Source organism: Pseudomonas sp. NBRC 111130 (assembly GCF_001320485.1).
GTDB classification, from domain to species: domain Bacteria; phylum Pseudomonadota; class Gammaproteobacteria; order Pseudomonadales; family Pseudomonadaceae; genus Aquipseudomonas; species Aquipseudomonas vlassakiae.
In genome coordinates this window covers 162,244-176,953 of the sequence record NZ_BCBG01000003.1, presented here as the reverse complement: position 1 = coordinate 176,953, position 14,710 = coordinate 162,244, and the positions used below count along the sequence as shown (strand labels likewise).

Here is a 14,710-nt window from a genome sequence, read left to right as displayed (position 1 = left end):
CTCCTTTCTTGAACTTGTTATGGAGCGATCTGGCTGATTCGAGAGCGGTGCGCTCAACCTTTCTTCTGGGCAAACAGCGCGTCGAGGCTCTGCTCGAAGGCGTGGTAGCCAATGGCATCGTAGAGCTCCATGCGGGTCTGCATGGTGTCGATCACGTTTTTCTGGGTACCGTCGCGGCGCAGCGCGGTATAGACGTTTTCAGCCGCCTTGTTCATGGCCCGGAACGCCGACAGCGGGTACAGCACCAGCGACACGTCGACCGAGGCCAGTTCTTCGGTGGTGTACAGCGGTGTAGCGCCAAACTCGGTGATGTTGGCCAGGATCGGTGCCTGCACGCGGTCGGCGAAGGTCTTGTACATGGACAGTTCGGTGATGGCTTCCGGGAAGATCATGTCGGCGCCGGCCTCGATGCAGGCAGCAGCCCGGTCCAGGGCAGCGTTCAGACCTTCCACCGCCAGGGCGTCGGTGCGCGCCATGATCACGAAGCTGTCATCGGTGCGGGCATCCACTGCCGCCTTGATGCGATCGACCATCTCCTGCTGGCTGACGATTTCTTTGTTCGGGCGGTGGCCGCAGCGTTTGGCGCCAACCTGGTCCTCGATGTGGATGGCCGCAGCGCCGAACTTGCACATCGAACGCACGGTGCGGGCGACGTTGAAGGCCGAAGCGCCGAAACCGGTGTCGACATCCACCAGCAAGGGCACGTCGCAGACATCGGTGATGCGGCGCACATCGGTCAGCACATCATCCAGGCCACTGATGCCCAGGTCAGGCAGGCCCAGGGAGCCGGCAGCAACGCCGCCACCGGACAGGTAGATGGCTTTGAAACCGGCACGCTTGGCCAGCAGTGCATGGTTGGCGTTGATCGCGCCGACCACTTGCAGCGGGTGTTCGGCGGCAACGGCGTCGCGGAAACGCTGACCGGGGGTGCTGTTCACAGTCATTTCTCACCTCGTGGGCTGTTGTTGTTGGCGTCCAGATAGTGACGCTCGATGTTGCGCTTGGACGCGCCGATATGGCGGCGCATCAGGAGTTCGGCCAGTTCGCCGTCACGGTCGGCAATGGCATCGAGAATGCGGTGGTGTTCGGCAAAGGCCTGGCGCGGCCGGTTGGGCGTGGCGGAAAACTGGATGCGGTACATGCGCACCAGTTGATACAGCTCGCCGCAGAGCATCTTGACCAAGGTCTGGTTGCCGCTGCCCTGGATGATGCGGTAATGGAAGTCGTAGTCGCCTTCCTGCTGGTAGTAGCCAAGCCCGGCCTGGAACGCGGCATCGCGCTCATGGGTATCGAGCACCCGGCGCAGCTCGTCGATGTCGGCCTGGCTCATGCGCTCGGCGGCAAGGCGGCAGGCCATGCCTTCCAGCGACTCGCGGATTTCGTACAGCTCGATCAGTTCGGCGTGGTTGAGCGAAACCACCCGCGCGCCGACGTGCGGTACCCGCACCAGCAGGCGCTGCCCCTCCAGCCGATGGATGGCCTCGCGCAGCGGGCCGCGGCTGATGCCATAGGTACGTGCCAGCTCTGGCTCGGAGATCTTGCTGCCGGGGGCAATGTCGCCCTTGACGATCGCCGCCTGGATACGCCGGAAGACATTCTCGGACAAGGTTTCCGTTTCGTCTGCCTCGGCAGGGCTTGGGGTGGTGATGTCCAGCATATTGTCGACACCTTGCTAAGCGCTTGAGCAGAAACTAGCGAATCAGTGGCTCACAGTCAAAGACAAAATCAACATTGTCGACAATCGTCTAAGAACGAACTTACCCAGTGATGGCGTTGTCAGATCGCTTCACGCTGGCGTCAAGACGTCGGCGTGATAGAATGCCGCGCCTCCAAGGGGGTATCGATAGTGTATTTGTCATCAATTCATGTTGTTGACAGATGAACGAGGAAGCTTGTGCAGCCGTTGCCAGTCACCTTTACCCCGAACCCTGCACAGCTCAGCACCGCGCCAGGACTATGAGACTTACACCCGTATTATTGCTGTTATGCCTCACCCTGCTGCCGGCCCTTGGCCAGGCGGCGGGCAAGACCGTGTACGGTCTGAACGAATACGCCCGGCTTGGCGACCTCGACCTGGAAGTGGCCGCCAAGCTCGACACCGGAGCCAAGACCGCGTCGCTCAGTGCCCGTGACATCAAACGCTTCAAGCGCAACGGCGAAAGCTGGGTGCGCTTCTACCTGGCCATCGACGCCGCTCATTCGCACCCCATCGAGCGCCCTCTGGCCCGCGTGAGCAAGATCAAACGCCGCGCCGGCGACTATGATGCGGAATCCGGCAAGGCCTATACCGCCCGCCCGGTCATCGAACTTGAAATCTGCATGGGCCAGGCCCGGCGCACCATCGAAGTCAACCTCACCGACCGCAGCGCCTTCCAGTTCCCGTTGCTGATCGGCTCCGAGGCGCTCAAGCACTTCGACGCGCTGGTCGACCCAAGCCTTAAATACGCGGCCGGCAAACCTGCCTGTGCCACCGACGCTACCAAAGCAGAGTAATCCCGATGCGCTCTCTTACCCTCCATCTGAAAGTCCTGATCACCGTGCTGGTGTTGCTCGGCGTGGCGGTCACGGCCTATCAGATCTTCGTGCTCGGCATCCCGGTGACCGAAGACGAGACCGACGACCTGTGGAACATCGACGCCAAGGTCGAGTTCGTCGCCAGCTCCAAGGACCCGGTCAAGATCCAGATGTTCGTACCGCCGCTGAACCGCGACTACGTCAGCCTCAACGAGAGCTTCATCTCCAACAACTATGGGGTGAGCGTCAACCGCGCCGACGGCAACCGCAAGGTGACCTGGTCAGCGCGCCGTGTCAGCGGCAACCAGACCCTGTACTACCGGCTGGTGCTGACCAAGCGCTACAGCAACGAAAAGACCGCCATCAAAGGCCCGACCTTCCGTGACAGCCTGGCCATCGAAGGCCCGGAGAAAATCGCCGCCGAAGCCCTGATGGCCCCTATCCGCCAGCACTCGGCCGACGTCGAGACCTTTGTCAGCGAGACCATCAAACGGGTCAACAACCTCAACGACGACAACGTCAAGCTGCTGCTGGCCGGTGATACCTCGCCGATGAAGAAGGCCCAGGTCATCGACCTGCTGCTGTCGATCGCCCATGTGCCGATGGAAAAGGTCCACACCATCCGGCTGGTTGCCGACACGCCCCAGACCCCGGAGCTGTGGTTGCGCAGCTTCAATGGCAACGACTGGCTGTACTTCAACCCGGACACCGGCGAACAGGGCCTGCCGGCCGACCGCCTGCTGTGGTGGACCGGGGATGACAACCTGATTACCGTCGATGGCGGCAAGAAAGCCAACGTCACCTTCAGCATGAACAACAGCGAGATGAACGCCATCCGCCTGGCCAAGCTGACTGACGAGAACACCGACGCCGACTTCCTCGAATACTCGCTATACGGCTTGCCGCTGCAGACCCAGCAGACCTTCATGATCATGGTCATGATCCCGATCGGCGTGCTGGTGATCCTGATCCTGCGCAACCTGATCGGCATCCAGACGCTGGGTACCTTTACCCCGGTGCTGATCGCCCTGGCCTTCCGCGAGACCCAGCTGGGCTTCGGCATCATGCTGTTCACGGTGATCACCGCCCTGGGCCTGTCGCTACGTTCGTACCTGGAACACCTGAAGCTGCAGATGCTGCCGCGCCTGTCGGTGGTGCTGACCTTTGTCGTGGTATTGATCGCCGCCATCAGCCTGTTCAGCCACAAGCTGGGCCTGGAGCGCGGCCTGTCGGTGGCGCTGTTCCCGATGGTGATCCTGACCATGACCATCGAGCGCCTGTCGATCACCTGGGAAGAACGCGGCGGTGGCCATGCCATGAAAGTGGCGATCGGAACCCTGTTCGCCGCCTCCCTGGCGCACTTGCTGATGATGGTGCCGGAGCTGGTGTACTTCGTCTTCACCTTCCCGGCCGTACTGTTGATCCTGGTGGGCTTCATGCTGGCGATGGGTCGCTACCGCGGCTACCGGCTGACCGAGCTGGTGCGTTTCAAGGCATTCCTGAAGAAGGCTGACGCCTGATGTTTGGCCTGATCAAGACATGGAAAGCCCTGGAGGCCCGGGGCATCATGGGGATCAACCGGCGCAACGCGGACTACGTGCTGAAGTACAACAAGCGGCACTTGTACCCGATCGTCGACGACAAGATCATCACCAAGGAGCGTGCGCTCGCTGCCGGCATCCATGTGCCGGAGATGTACGGCATCATCGAGACCGAGAAGCAGATCGAAAAGCTTCACGAGATCATCGGCGGGCGCAACGACTTCGTCATCAAGCCAGCGCAAGGCGCTGGTGGTGACGGCATCCTGGTGATCGCCGACCGCTTCGAGGACCGCTACCGCACGGTGTCGGGCAAGATCATCAGCCACGAGGAAATCGAGCACCAGGTGTCGAGCATCCTCACCGGGCTGTACTCGCTTGGCGGCCACCGAGACCGGGCGCTGATCGAGTATCGGGTGACCCCCGACCAGATCTTCAAGAGCATCAGCTACGAGGGTGTGCCGGACATCCGCATCATCGTGCTGATGGGCTACCCGGTGATGGCCATGCTGCGACTGCCGACTCGTCAGTCCGGTGGCAAGGCCAACCTGCACCAGGGCGCCATCGGCGTGGGTGTCGACCTGGCCACCGGCGTGACCCTGCGCGGCACCTGGCTGAACAACATCATCAGCAAGCACCCGGACACCACCAACGCGGTGGACGGCGTACAGCTGCCGAACTGGGACGGCTTCATGAAACTGGCCGCCGGCTGTTATGAGCTGTGCGGGCTGGGCTATATCGGCGTGGACATGGTGCTGGACCAGGACAAGGGGCCGCTGATTCTCGAACTCAACGCCCGCCCCGGCCTGAACATCCAGATCGCCAACGATACCGGGCTGACTCAGCGCACCCATGCCATCGAAGCGCACATCGAAGCGCTGGCCAAGGACGGGATTACCGAAGACGCCGAGCAACGTGTGCGGGTGACCCAGAATCTGTTCGGGCACGTGCATCCGCGTTAACCTTCAAGGGCCTTATCGCCGGCAAACCGGCTCTCACAGGCAAAGCACTGCTCACAAGGCCTTCGCTGTGCCTGTGGGAGCGGGTTTACCCGCGAACACCGGCGAAGCCGGCGCCATACACCGCGCCGCTTTCTTCGCGGGTAAACCCGCCCCCACAGGGCTAGGCGCATTTCCTGCACAGGTCTACAATCGCCCTCCTCGCTTTTACATCGCCGTCCACACTGATGCCGACCTGTACGCTTCACCCCCTGCCCTACCAGCCCGACCCCGCTGCCTATTTCACCCGCCTGCGCCAGGCCCCCGGCGCGATCCTGCTCGACAGCGCCCGCCCCGGTGCCGAACGCGGCCGCTTCGACCTGCTCAGCGCCTGGCCCGTGCAACACCTGCAGGCTCAGCCCGACGAGGATGGCCGCGCCTTCCTCGAACGCCTGCGTGCCAGCCTGGCACAACTGGGTGAAGCACAGCTGCCCGCCGGCATCGAACTGCCCTTCGTCGGCGGCCTGATCGGCTACCTGAGCTATGACTTCGGCCGCCGCCTGGAGCAGCTGCCCTGCCTTGCGAGCGACGACCTGGCGTTGCCCGATGCACAACTGGGCCTGTACGCCTGGGCACTGCTGACCGACCACCAGCTTGGCACCAGCCAACTGGTGTTCCACCCGAGCCTGGCGCCTGAAGAGCGGGCTCGCCTGACGGCACTGTTCGAGACTGTCGACACTTCGATGTGCGGCGATTTCCAACTGCTTACCCCAATGCAGGGCGACTTGCAGCCCGAACAGTACCAGGCCGCCTTCGACCAGGTGCAGCGCTACATCCAGGCAGGCGACTGCTACCAGATCAACCTCACCCAGCGCTTCCGCGCCCCTTGCCAGGGTGACCCGTGGCAAGCCTACCAGGCCCTGCGCAAAGCCTGCCCGACGCCATTTTCCGGTTACCAACAACTGGCTGATGGCAGTGCCCTGCTGAGCTTCTCCCCGGAACGCTTCATCCGCGTCAGCCAAGGCCAGGTGGAAACCCGCCCGATCAAGGGCACCCGCCCGCGCTCGGCCGACCCCGCCGAGGACGCCAGCAATGCCGAGGAGCTGCGCCACAGCGCCAAGGACCGTTCGGAAAACCTGATGATCGTCGACTTGCTGCGCAACGACCTGGGCCGCACGTGCGAAATCGGCTCGGTGAAGGTGCCGGAGCTGTTCAGCCTGGAAAGCTACCCCAACGTTCATCACCTGGTCAGTAGCGTCACCGGCCGGCTGGCCCGCGACAAGGACGCCCTGGACCTGATCGGCGACAGCTTCCCGGGTGGTTCGATCACCGGCGCACCGAAAATCCGCGCCATGCAGATCATCGACGAGCTGGAACCGACACGCCGCGCACTGTACTGCGGCTCGCTGCTGTACATGGACGTGCGCGGCGAGATGGACAGCTCCATCGCCATTCGCAGCTTGCTGGTCAAGGATGGCCAGGTCAGTTGCTGGGGCGGCGGCGCAGTGGTAGCCGACTCGAACTGGCAGGCCGAATACGAGGAATCGATTGCCAAGGTGCGGGTACTGATGGAAACGCTGCAGAGCCTTTGAGGCTCTCGCCAGGCGTCTGCCCGGCCATTTTTTGTTACCATCACTCCATTACGAGCGCACAGCGCCACAGCCAAGATGGAAACCGCCTGATGAGCCAACCCTTCGACGTCGCCGCCCTGGCCGCGACCTATGCCAACAAGTCCCCGCAGGACATCCTCAAGCTCGCCTTCGAGCACTTTGGCGATGACCTGTGGATCTCCTTCAGCGGCGCCGAGGATGTGGTGCTGGTCGACATGGCCTGGAAGCTGAACAAGCAGGTCAAGGTGTTCAGCCTCGATACCGGCCGCCTGCATCCGGAGACCTACCGCTTCATCGACCAGGTGCGCGAGCATTACAACCTGCCGATCGAAATCCTCAGCCCGGATCGCGCCAGGCTCGACCCGTTCGTCAAGGAAAAAGGCCTGTTCAGCTTCTACAAGGATGGCCACGGCGAATGCTGTGGCATCCGCAAGATCGAACCGCTGCGGCGCAAACTTGCCACCGTCAGCGCCTGGGCCACCGGTCAGCGCCGTGACCAGAGCCCGGGTACCCGCAGCCAGGTGGCAGCACTGGAAATCGACGGCGCCTTCTCCACGCCTGAACGTCCCCTCTACAAGTTCAACCCACTGGCGCAGATGACCAGCGAGGAAGTGTGGGGTTACATCCGCATGCTTGAATTGCCGTACAACAGCCTGCATGAGCGCGGTTTCATCAGCATCGGTTGCGAGCCGTGCACGCGCCCGGTGCTGCCAAACCAGCACGAGCGCGAAGGCCGCTGGTGGTGGGAAGAGTCGACCCAGAAGGAATGCGGGCTGCATGCCGGCAACCTGATCAGCAAGGCCTGATTCACAGGTAAAGAAAAACCGGCCATTGGGCCGGTTTTTTCATGCCTGGCGCACTCAGTGCACCGGCAGTTCGACGCCGTCGAACAGCTCTTCGAGTTCCTGCTTGTTGTGGCACTGGATGGCCTTGGCCATCACTTCACGGGTCAGGTGCGGCGCGAACTTCTCGATGAAGTCGCACATGAAGCCGCGCAGGAAGGTGCCACGACGGAAGCCGATCTTAGTGATGCTGGCTTCGAACAGCTCGCTGGCATCCAATGCCACCAGGTCGCTGTCGAGCTTGGTGTCGACCGCCATTTTGGCCACGATGCCCACGCCCAGCCCAAGGCGCACATAAGTCTTGATCACGTCGGCGTCAGCCGCAGTGAACACCACCTTCGGCGTCAGGCCACGGTGATTGAAGGCTTCGTCCAGCTTCGAACGGCCGGTGAAACCGAATACATAGGTGACGATCGGGTATTCGGCAACCGCCTCCAGGGTCAGCTTCGGCAGCTTGGTCAGCGGGTGACCTTGCGGTACGACCACGCAACGGTTCCACTTGTAGCACGGCATCATGATCAGGTCGCCGAACAACTCCAGCGCCTCGGTGGCAATGGCGAAATCGACGGTGCCGTCGGCGGCCATTTCCGCGATCTGCATCGGTGAGCCCTGGTGCATGTGCAGGGCGACTTCCGGGTACTGCTTGATGAAGCTGCTGATCACCGGCGGCAGCGCATAGCGGGCCTGGGTGTGGGTGGTCGCGATGGACAGAGTGCCCTTCTTCTCGTTGGAGAATTCCTGGGCGATCTGCTTGATGCTCTCGACCTTGCGCAAGATCTCACCAGCGGTGTTGATGATGCGCTCACCGGCCGGTGTCACCCGGGTCAGGTGCTTGCCGCTGCGGGCAAAGACTTCAACACCCAGTTCGTCCTCGAGCAGGCGGATCTGCTTGCTGATGCCCGGCTGCGAGGTATACAGGCTCTGCGCCGTCGCGGAGACGTTGAGGTCATGGTGCGCCACTTCCCAGATGTAGCGCAGTTGTTGAAGCTTCATAGGTTTCCCTCGAATCGGCGGTAAGTCAGCGGCAGCAGGCAGCGACGAGATATAACTATATTAGTGGTTCTCGAAATAAAACTAGAACTATTTTGTTACACGCGCCTCCGAAACAGACTACAGCCAGCTTCACGATTTCCTACGCCCTAAGTGCTGCGAGAGCGGCACCATGTACACCGGCACCGGCGACAGTTGCAGCAGACGCACCGCCGTCCGCCCAATCGGCACATCCACCCCGGCACCGGCACTGTGGCTGCCGAAGATCAACAGGTCGACACTCAGCCGCTGCGCCTGGTCGAGGATGACCTGTGCCGGGTCACCCTGACGCACCCGCACTGCCCTGATCAGCGCCAAGTCAGCGTCCTCGCCCAATTCGTCACGAAAGTTCTCCAATACCCGCTGTTCGATATTGGCCATCACCGTGTTGACGCCTTCACTGTGCAATGCATCCAGCGTCTGCTCATCGAGGTAACTCTGCAGCAGCGACTCAGCGAACTGGCCCATGGGCTCCACCGCGTGAATCACATAGAGTTCTGCGTTGAAGGCCCGAGCCAGGGTCAGGGCGTGCTGCATGACAAAAGGTGCGTAGACACCGAGGTCGGTGGCGTACAGCATGGAGCGGATCATTCGACCTCCTCGACTGCCGTGACGGCAGAGCAAGCTTCAGCTTAGCAGTGCACCGGACCCGCGCTCTGCCGTCCGGCGCACTGCCGATGCGGCCTGCAGAGCATCAGCCAGCTCGGTTGGCGCGGTCGATGAAGGCCAGGGCCTGATACAACATTTGCATCCGCGGCAGACTGCAGCCGGCCGCCCCTGCACGGGCAATCGGCTCGGCATAGATCGCCTGCAGTTCCAGCGGGCGTTGCTGGGCATGGTCGTGGTACATGCTCGGCCAGTAATCAGGCATCTGCTCGGTCATGCGGAACAGTTGCTCAGCATAGCCCGCCGGCAGTTCATACCCGCACGCGGCAGCGCCTTGCACCACTTCAGCCATCAGCGCCTGGATCAGGTCGCGACTCTCGTCAGCGGCCATCAGCGGCGCGGTGCTGGCCCCCAACAAAACCGAAAGGCCGTTGTACGGCACGTTCCATACCAGTTTCTGCCAGCGCGCCTGAGCCAGGTTGGCCATCGGCTGGGATTCGACGCCCGCCGCGCGGAACAGCGCGGCGCCCGCCGCCACGATCGCCGCACCGCCATCTTCGGCCGGCCCACTGTGGTAACCGAGGTTGACCGCACCCAGCGCCTGGTGGCGGATCACCCCCGGGGCCTGGCGGTTGACGCAGATGAAACACAAGCCGCCGAGCAGGTGCAGGTTAGCCGGCAAGGCCACCCTCAACTGCTCTTCCACGCCCAGGCCATTCTGCAACAGCACCACCTTGGCATCGGCTGTGGCGGCCTGGATGATCAGCGGTGCGAGCTCGACATTGCTGGTTGACTTGGCACCCACCAGCAGCCAGTCGCAGGGCGGCATGTCGGCAGCACTGGTGTAGGCGCTGACCGGCATCTGCACCACGCCATGCACGGCATGCTCCAGGGTCAAGCCCTGTTCGCGGACCACGTCATATTCGCTGCGCAGCAGAAAATGCACATCGAAACCAGCGCGCGCCAGCATCAGCCCATAGAAGCCACCGATAGCACCGCTGCCAATGATGCCGATGCGTGGTTTGCGAGAAGCCATGGAAATCTCCTGAGTAGGTTGGTTCGCTTTTTTACACCCATCTGGGCCTTTCGAGGACACACAAGTGTCAACACGTACCAAATCCCATTGTCGCGCCCCCTGTAACGCGCTAAGGTTCGGCTCCCCGCTGCGAACATTATTGCTGCTGGGCCGCACGGGGATTGCTGGCGGCCGGCACCCGTGACCTGACGAGTAACACGATGGCTGATTTACCGATCGACGACCTTAACGTTGCCTCCAACGAGACCTTGATCACCCCCGATCAGCTCAAGAAGGAGATCCCCCTCAGCGCCAAGGCCCTGCAGACTGTGACTGCCGGCCGCGAAGTTGTGCGCAATATCCTCGACGGCAAGGACCATCGCCTGTTCGTGGTAGTCGGCCCATGCTCCATCCATGACATCAAGGCCGCTCACGAATATGCCGAGCGCCTGAAGGTGCTGGCCGAGGAAGTGTCCGACACGCTGTACCTGGTCATGCGCGTGTACTTTGAAAAGCCACGCACCACCGTTGGCTGGAAAGGCCTGATCAACGATCCATACCTGGATGACTCGTTCAAGATCCAGGACGGCCTGCACATTGGCCGCCAGTTGCTGCTGGACTTGGCCGAAATGGGCCTGCCGACCGCTACCGAAGCGCTCGACCCGATCTCGCCGCAGTACCTGCAGGACCTGATCAGCTGGTCGGCCATCGGCGCCCGCACCACCGAATCGCAAACCCACCGCGAGATGGCCTCGGGCCTGTCATCGGCGGTCGGCTTCAAGAACGGCACCGATGGCGGTTTGACCGTGGCCATCAACGCTCTGCAGTCGGTGTCCAAACCGCACCGCTTCCTCGGTATCAACCAGGAAGGTGGCGTATCGATCGTGACCACCAAGGGCAACCCTTATGGCCACGTGGTGCTGCGTGGCGGCAATGGCAAGCCCAACTACGATTCGGTCAGTGTCGCCCTGTGCGAACAGGATCTGGCCAAGGCCAGGATCAAGGCCAACATCATGGTCGACTGCAGCCACGCCAACTCCAACAAGGACCCGGCCCTGCAGCCACTGGTCATGGAGAACGTCGCCAACCAGATCCTCGAAGGCAACCAGTCGATCATCGGCCTGATGGTCGAGAGCCACCTGAACTGGGGCTGCCAGTCGATCCCGAAAAACCTCGACGAACTGCAGTACGGTGTGTCGATCACCGATGCCTGCATCGACTGGTCGACTACTGAAAAAACCCTGCGCAGCATGCACGCCAAGCTCAAGGACGTGCTGCCACAACGCAAGCGCGGTTGAGTCAAGCGCGATGAAAAACGCCGGGCATTGCCCGGCGTTTTTGTAACAGCTGTCGCTTGCCCGTTCAGGCCTTGCTCGAATGGCGCTGCTGGCGCTCCATGTAGCGCTCCACATACGAGCAGGAAGGAATCACCGTGTAGCCCATCTGGTCTGCATACTCGAGGGCTTTCTCGGTCAACGCTGCTGCGATCCCGCGGCCACGCAGAGCGTTGGGAACAAAAGTGCGATAGATGTCCAGTGTCTGCTTGCCCAGGTCCATGTAGGTCAGGTAGGCACGATGACCGTCCACGTTGGTTTCGAACTGATGACCGGCCTGGTCATGGTGGATGGTCAGCGCTTCACTCATCACTACTCCTCGCAGGCCTTTCTGGCAGACCCTTACCTTAACCGTGTGGTTTATCCGGCGGAGGAACCTCAACGCCACCTCATGCCCCTTGGACCATCCGCCGACAGCAATTGTTCGACCGGGTCGGGCACTCACAAATAGTAGGCGCCGCAAGCGGGATTGCTCAAGGTGGTCAGCGTTAAAAAGTAGCAGCAGGCCACGCCTGGAGCTTGCACACCCTGCAACAGCAATCACGCCCTGAACAGCAACCGGATGTTGTTGTGCTTAAGACGCTGAGAGACAGTTAAAGTCACCGCTAGTTCAGCAAAAAAGTTCCTGCAGCACAATCGCTTGCACCGGCTGTACGGTTTTTTCACAAAACCCCGGCAAATCTTGTCGGCGTGACCCATAGCAACATTTTTTTTGCAGTTCTTGCGCTCTGTCAGTTTACTTACTACAAGTAATGGGTACTATGTACGCCGGCCAGTTTCTCTTTTCCGAGAGATGGCTATTTAATAGAAAGTCCTTGAAGGGGAACACGATGAACAACGTTCTGAAATTCTCTGCTCTGGCTCTGGCCGCAGTTCTGGCTACCGGTTGCAGCAGCGTATCCAAAGAAACCGAAGCTCGTCTGACTGCGACTGAAGACGCAGCAGCTCGCGCTCAGGCTCGTGCTGACGAAGCCTACCGTAAGGCTGACGACGCACTGGCAGCCGCTCAGAAGGCTCAGCAGACTGCTGACGAAGCCAACGAGCGCGCTCTGCGTATGCTGGACAAAGCCAGCCGCAAGTAATAATCCTCACGGATTGTTATGGAGCCGACCCACTTGTGGGTCGGCTTTTTTATTGCCCGAAGGAAAGGCCTCCAGCGCAAACCAAAAGGCCCGCATCAGGCTGTAAACCCGAGCGGGCCCGAAGGTGTTACAAAAGCGTTACTGCAGTTCGGGCGGGATGCTCGACACCATCGGTGCGGCGCCCTGGTTATTGACCGGTACGGCAATTTCCACCGGCATGCCGTCTTCTGCGGCCACCACGTCACGTACCATGTCCCAGTTCATGCGCAGGTTGTTGGCCAGGTCTTCACGCTTGAGCAAGGCATTGATGACTGCCGTGTGCTTGTCGACCACGGACGGGTTGCCGTGATCGTCCAGCGGCGTATGGGCCTCGAGATAAACCTTGCCGCCACTGATGCCGAACTTGTAAGGCTCGTTGATGATGCGCACCGGCGTGCCCACCGGGACCATCTTCGACAGTTCCAGCACGTTGTTGTTGAGCATGCGGAAGCAGCCATGGCTGGTGCGCATGCCGATACCGAACTTCTTGTTCGAACCATGGATGAGGTAGCCCGGCACACCCAGGGTGAACTTGAACGGCCCCAGCGGGTTGTCAGGGCCGGCCGGCACCACGGTCGGCAGGATGTCACCGTCTGCGGCGTGCTCGGCACGGATCGAGGCGGGAGGCGTCCAGGTCGGGTTCGGCGTCTTCGCGGTGATCTTGGTCATGGCCACCGGGGAACCCCAGCCTTCGCGCCCGATGCCCAGCGGGAAGGTATGCACCACGTTCTGCCCTTTCGGGTAGTAGTACATACGGTACTCGGCCAGGTTGATGACGATGCCTTCACGCGGGCCCGGCGGCAGGATATAGCGGGTCGGCAGGATGATTTCGGTGCCAGCGCCCGGCAGCCACGGGTCGACACCCGGGTTGGCAGCGATCATTTCCAGGTAGCCGAGGTCGTTGGCAGTGCCGATGTCGGCAAAGGTGTCTTCGTACTTGGCCTTGATCGTCTGGACCTGGCCAACGACGTCTTCACCGGGTGGCGGCAGTGGCAGTTCCAGCGCAGCAGCGGGGCCCGCTACCAGCAGGGCGGCCAGGGACAGGCAACGGGTGACGGCGGGAAAGCGCGGCAACATCCGGTAAATCCTTCGAAAGGTAGTCAAGAAGCACGATTGTACACCCGCCTCGCTGCAAGCGGGAGGCATTGGCGTCTTACATGCGTTTCAGATGATGAAAGGTGCGCGCAGTTTCGTACCTGCCATTCACCTCAGAGCTCGGGCCAGACCGGCCGCATGCCGCGGCGCTGGGCATCGAGGATCGCCCGGCAGAGGTCGCACAGGCGTCCGTCACGGTAAATGCTGCGCGATACCCCGGACCAGCGCGGTTGCGCCGGCAGCAGGCCACCGCACAAGGTGCGGTCGACCGGCACGCCGAGTTCGAGCTGACGGGCCACGAGGTGGACGCGTATTTCCTGGCAAGCGAACAGGTCGAGCTGCTCATCAGGCTCGATCAGTTGATAGGCAAACAAGGACCAGGCAGGGCGCGGCATCGGGGGCTCTCGAAACGGGGGGCGCAACATTAGCCGAAAGCCGGCCCCGTTTAAAGCGTCACAGCAAGGGTTTTATCTTGGGCCAGGCATTTTCCAGCAGCCGCTGCTGGGCAGCCTGTGCCGGATGGATGCCATCGGCCTGCATCATTCCCGGCACACCGCCAACCCCTTCGAGGAAGAACGGCACAAGCGCCACCTGCTTTTCCGTCGCCAGCTGTTCATAGACGTTGGCGAAGGCCGTGGTATAGCGCACGCCATAGTTCGGTGGCAGGCGCATGCCCAGCAGCAGCACCTTGGCCCCCGCCTGGCGGGCACTCTCGATCATCGAGGCAAGATTTTGTTGCAATTGCTGCGGAGGCTGACCGCGCAGGCCATCATTACCTCCCAATTCCAGCACCACCAGGCTCGGCTTATGCGCTGCAAGCAGCGCCGGCAGCCGGGCCTGGCCGCCTGCACTGGTGTCGCCACTGATCGACGCGTTGACCACCTGATCGTCGAAACCTTCGTCCTTGAGCCGGGTCTGCAACAAAGAGACCCAACCCTGGCGGGTATCCAGGCCAAAACCGGCGCTGATACTATCGCCGACGACCAGCAATGTTCCCGCCGCCGCGCTCTGGGCCAGGCAATACAGGGCCAGACCGGCACTCAACCACCACATTCGCATCGGATTCTC

At 61.7% G+C, this 14,710-nt stretch carries 16 protein-coding genes; 7 read left to right on the top strand and 9 right to left on the bottom strand.

Annotation, left to right across the window (positions count from 1 at the left end):
- Nucleotides 1–53: 53 nt before the first annotated feature.
- Nucleotides 54–944, bottom strand: a complete 891-nt coding sequence (prpB, locus tag APH33_RS02210) for a methylisocitrate lyase (RefSeq protein WP_054883578.1) — start codon at nucleotides 942–944, stop codon at nucleotides 54–56.
- Entirely contained in the window at nucleotides 941–1,657 is a 717-nt protein-coding gene (locus APH33_RS02205) for a GntR family transcriptional regulator (protein ID WP_054883577.1), read from the bottom strand. Before APH33_RS02205 ends, prpB begins: the two co-directional genes overlap by 4 nt.
- A gap of 299 nt (nucleotides 1,658–1,956) precedes the next feature.
- Here APH33_RS02205 and APH33_RS02200 point away from each other — a divergent pair, with 299 nt between their 5' ends.
- The 5 genes from APH33_RS02200 to APH33_RS02180 all read left to right on the top strand — a co-directional run bounded on the left by APH33_RS02200 (nucleotide 1,957) and on the right by APH33_RS02180 (nucleotide 7,406).
- Nucleotides 1,957–2,493 carry an ATP-dependent zinc protease gene (locus tag APH33_RS02200; protein ID WP_054883576.1) on the top strand — a complete coding sequence of 179 codons (537 nt, stop codon included), beginning with the start codon at nucleotides 1,957–1,959 and terminating at the stop codon, nucleotides 2,491–2,493.
- A 5-nt stretch (nucleotides 2,494–2,498) separates the two neighbouring features.
- Nucleotides 2,499–4,034 (top strand): inactive transglutaminase family protein, encoded by a 1,536-nt coding sequence (locus APH33_RS02195; RefSeq protein WP_054883575.1) that lies wholly within the window; start codon nucleotides 2,499–2,501, stop codon nucleotides 4,032–4,034.
- Nucleotides 4,034–5,014, top strand: coding sequence for an alpha-L-glutamate ligase-like protein (locus APH33_RS02190; RefSeq protein ID WP_054883574.1), 981 nt, complete (start codon nucleotides 4,034–4,036; stop codon nucleotides 5,012–5,014). The genes APH33_RS02195 and APH33_RS02190 overlap by 1 nt, the downstream gene beginning before the upstream one ends.
- Nucleotides 5,015–5,238: 224 nt before the next feature.
- Nucleotides 5,239–6,582 (top strand): aminodeoxychorismate synthase component I, encoded by a 1,344-nt coding sequence (gene pabB, locus APH33_RS02185; protein ID WP_054883573.1) that lies wholly within the window; start codon nucleotides 5,239–5,241, stop codon nucleotides 6,580–6,582.
- A gap of 89 nt (nucleotides 6,583–6,671) precedes the next feature.
- Nucleotides 6,672–7,406, top strand: coding sequence for a phosphoadenylyl-sulfate reductase (locus APH33_RS02180; RefSeq protein WP_054883572.1), 735 nt, complete (start codon nucleotides 6,672–6,674; stop codon nucleotides 7,404–7,406).
- A 54-nt stretch (nucleotides 7,407–7,460) separates the two neighbouring features.
- Here APH33_RS02180 and cysB read toward each other — a convergent pair whose 3' ends face one another.
- The 3 genes from cysB to APH33_RS02165 form a co-directional block, all read right to left on the bottom strand.
- Complete coding sequence (cysB, locus tag APH33_RS02175; RefSeq protein ID WP_033699078.1) at nucleotides 7,461–8,435, bottom strand: HTH-type transcriptional regulator CysB; 975 nt, start codon at nucleotides 8,433–8,435, stop codon at nucleotides 7,461–7,463.
- Nucleotides 8,436–8,564: 129 nt separating this feature from the next.
- Nucleotides 8,565–9,062, bottom strand: coding sequence for a universal stress protein (locus APH33_RS02170; RefSeq protein ID WP_054883571.1), 498 nt, complete (start codon nucleotides 9,060–9,062; stop codon nucleotides 8,565–8,567).
- Between the two features lie 103 nt (nucleotides 9,063–9,165).
- Complete coding sequence (locus APH33_RS02165; protein ID WP_054883570.1) at nucleotides 9,166–10,113, bottom strand: putative 2-dehydropantoate 2-reductase; 948 nt, start codon at nucleotides 10,111–10,113, stop codon at nucleotides 9,166–9,168.
- 200 nt (nucleotides 10,114–10,313) lie between these two features.
- Between APH33_RS02165 and APH33_RS02160 the strand changes: the two genes are divergently transcribed.
- Nucleotides 10,314–11,390 carry a 3-deoxy-7-phosphoheptulonate synthase gene (locus tag APH33_RS02160; protein WP_054883569.1) on the top strand — a complete coding sequence of 359 codons (1,077 nt, stop codon included), beginning with the start codon at nucleotides 10,314–10,316 and terminating at the stop codon, nucleotides 11,388–11,390.
- A gap of 64 nt (nucleotides 11,391–11,454) precedes the next feature.
- Here APH33_RS02160 and APH33_RS02155 read toward each other — a convergent pair whose 3' ends face one another.
- Nucleotides 11,455–11,736 (bottom strand): GNAT family N-acetyltransferase, encoded by a 282-nt coding sequence (locus tag APH33_RS02155; RefSeq protein ID WP_008095521.1) that lies wholly within the window; start codon nucleotides 11,734–11,736, stop codon nucleotides 11,455–11,457.
- Nucleotides 11,737–12,256: 520 nt separating this feature from the next.
- Here APH33_RS02155 and oprI point away from each other — a divergent pair.
- Nucleotides 12,257–12,508, top strand: coding sequence for an outer membrane lipoprotei OprI (gene oprI, locus APH33_RS02150; RefSeq protein WP_003259780.1), 252 nt, complete (start codon nucleotides 12,257–12,259; stop codon nucleotides 12,506–12,508).
- Nucleotides 12,509–12,646: 138 nt separating this feature from the next.
- Here the strand turns inward: oprI and APH33_RS02145 are convergent, their stop codons facing one another.
- The 3 genes from APH33_RS02145 to APH33_RS02135 form a co-directional block, all read right to left on the bottom strand.
- A complete protein-coding gene (locus tag APH33_RS02145; protein ID WP_054883568.1) occupies nucleotides 12,647–13,624 on the bottom strand; it encodes a L,D-transpeptidase family protein in 978 nt (325 codons plus the stop codon).
- A 131-nt stretch (nucleotides 13,625–13,755) separates the two neighbouring features.
- Nucleotides 13,756–14,037, bottom strand: coding sequence for a hypothetical protein (locus tag APH33_RS02140; protein ID WP_054883567.1), 282 nt, complete (start codon nucleotides 14,035–14,037; stop codon nucleotides 13,756–13,758).
- A gap of 58 nt (nucleotides 14,038–14,095) precedes the next feature.
- Complete coding sequence (locus APH33_RS02135; protein WP_054883566.1) at nucleotides 14,096–14,701, bottom strand: arylesterase; 606 nt, start codon at nucleotides 14,699–14,701, stop codon at nucleotides 14,096–14,098.
- Nucleotides 14,702–14,710 lie beyond the last annotated feature (9 nt).

Coding starts and splice junctions, on each gene's coding strand:
- prpB (WP_054883578.1), bottom strand. CDS start 944: ATGACTGTGAACAGCACCCCCGGTCAGCGTTTCCGCGACGCCGTTGCC.
- APH33_RS02205 (WP_054883577.1), bottom strand. CDS start 1,657: ATGCTGGACATCACCACCCCAAGCCCTGCCGAGGCAGACGAAACGGAA.
- APH33_RS02200 (WP_054883576.1), top strand. CDS start 1,957: ATGAGACTTACACCCGTATTATTGCTGTTATGCCTCACCCTGCTGCCG.
- APH33_RS02195 (WP_054883575.1), top strand. CDS start 2,499: ATGCGCTCTCTTACCCTCCATCTGAAAGTCCTGATCACCGTGCTGGTG.
- APH33_RS02190 (WP_054883574.1), top strand. CDS start 4,034: ATGTTTGGCCTGATCAAGACATGGAAAGCCCTGGAGGCCCGGGGCATC.
- pabB (WP_054883573.1), top strand. CDS start 5,239: ATGCCGACCTGTACGCTTCACCCCCTGCCCTACCAGCCCGACCCCGCT.
- APH33_RS02180 (WP_054883572.1), top strand. CDS start 6,672: ATGAGCCAACCCTTCGACGTCGCCGCCCTGGCCGCGACCTATGCCAAC.
- cysB (WP_033699078.1), bottom strand. CDS start 8,435: ATGAAGCTTCAACAACTGCGCTACATCTGGGAAGTGGCGCACCATGAC.
- APH33_RS02170 (WP_054883571.1), bottom strand. CDS start 9,062: ATGATCCGCTCCATGCTGTACGCCACCGACCTCGGTGTCTACGCACCT.
- APH33_RS02165 (WP_054883570.1), bottom strand. CDS start 10,113: ATGGCTTCTCGCAAACCACGCATCGGCATCATTGGCAGCGGTGCTATC.
- APH33_RS02160 (WP_054883569.1), top strand. CDS start 10,314: ATGGCTGATTTACCGATCGACGACCTTAACGTTGCCTCCAACGAGACC.
- APH33_RS02155 (WP_008095521.1), bottom strand. CDS start 11,736: ATGAGTGAAGCGCTGACCATCCACCATGACCAGGCCGGTCATCAGTTC.
- oprI (WP_003259780.1), top strand. CDS start 12,257: ATGAACAACGTTCTGAAATTCTCTGCTCTGGCTCTGGCCGCAGTTCTG.
- APH33_RS02145 (WP_054883568.1), bottom strand. CDS start 13,624: ATGTTGCCGCGCTTTCCCGCCGTCACCCGTTGCCTGTCCCTGGCCGCC.
- APH33_RS02140 (WP_054883567.1), bottom strand. CDS start 14,037: ATGCCGCGCCCTGCCTGGTCCTTGTTTGCCTATCAACTGATCGAGCCT.
- APH33_RS02135 (WP_054883566.1), bottom strand. CDS start 14,701: ATGCGAATGTGGTGGTTGAGTGCCGGTCTGGCCCTGTATTGCCTGGCC.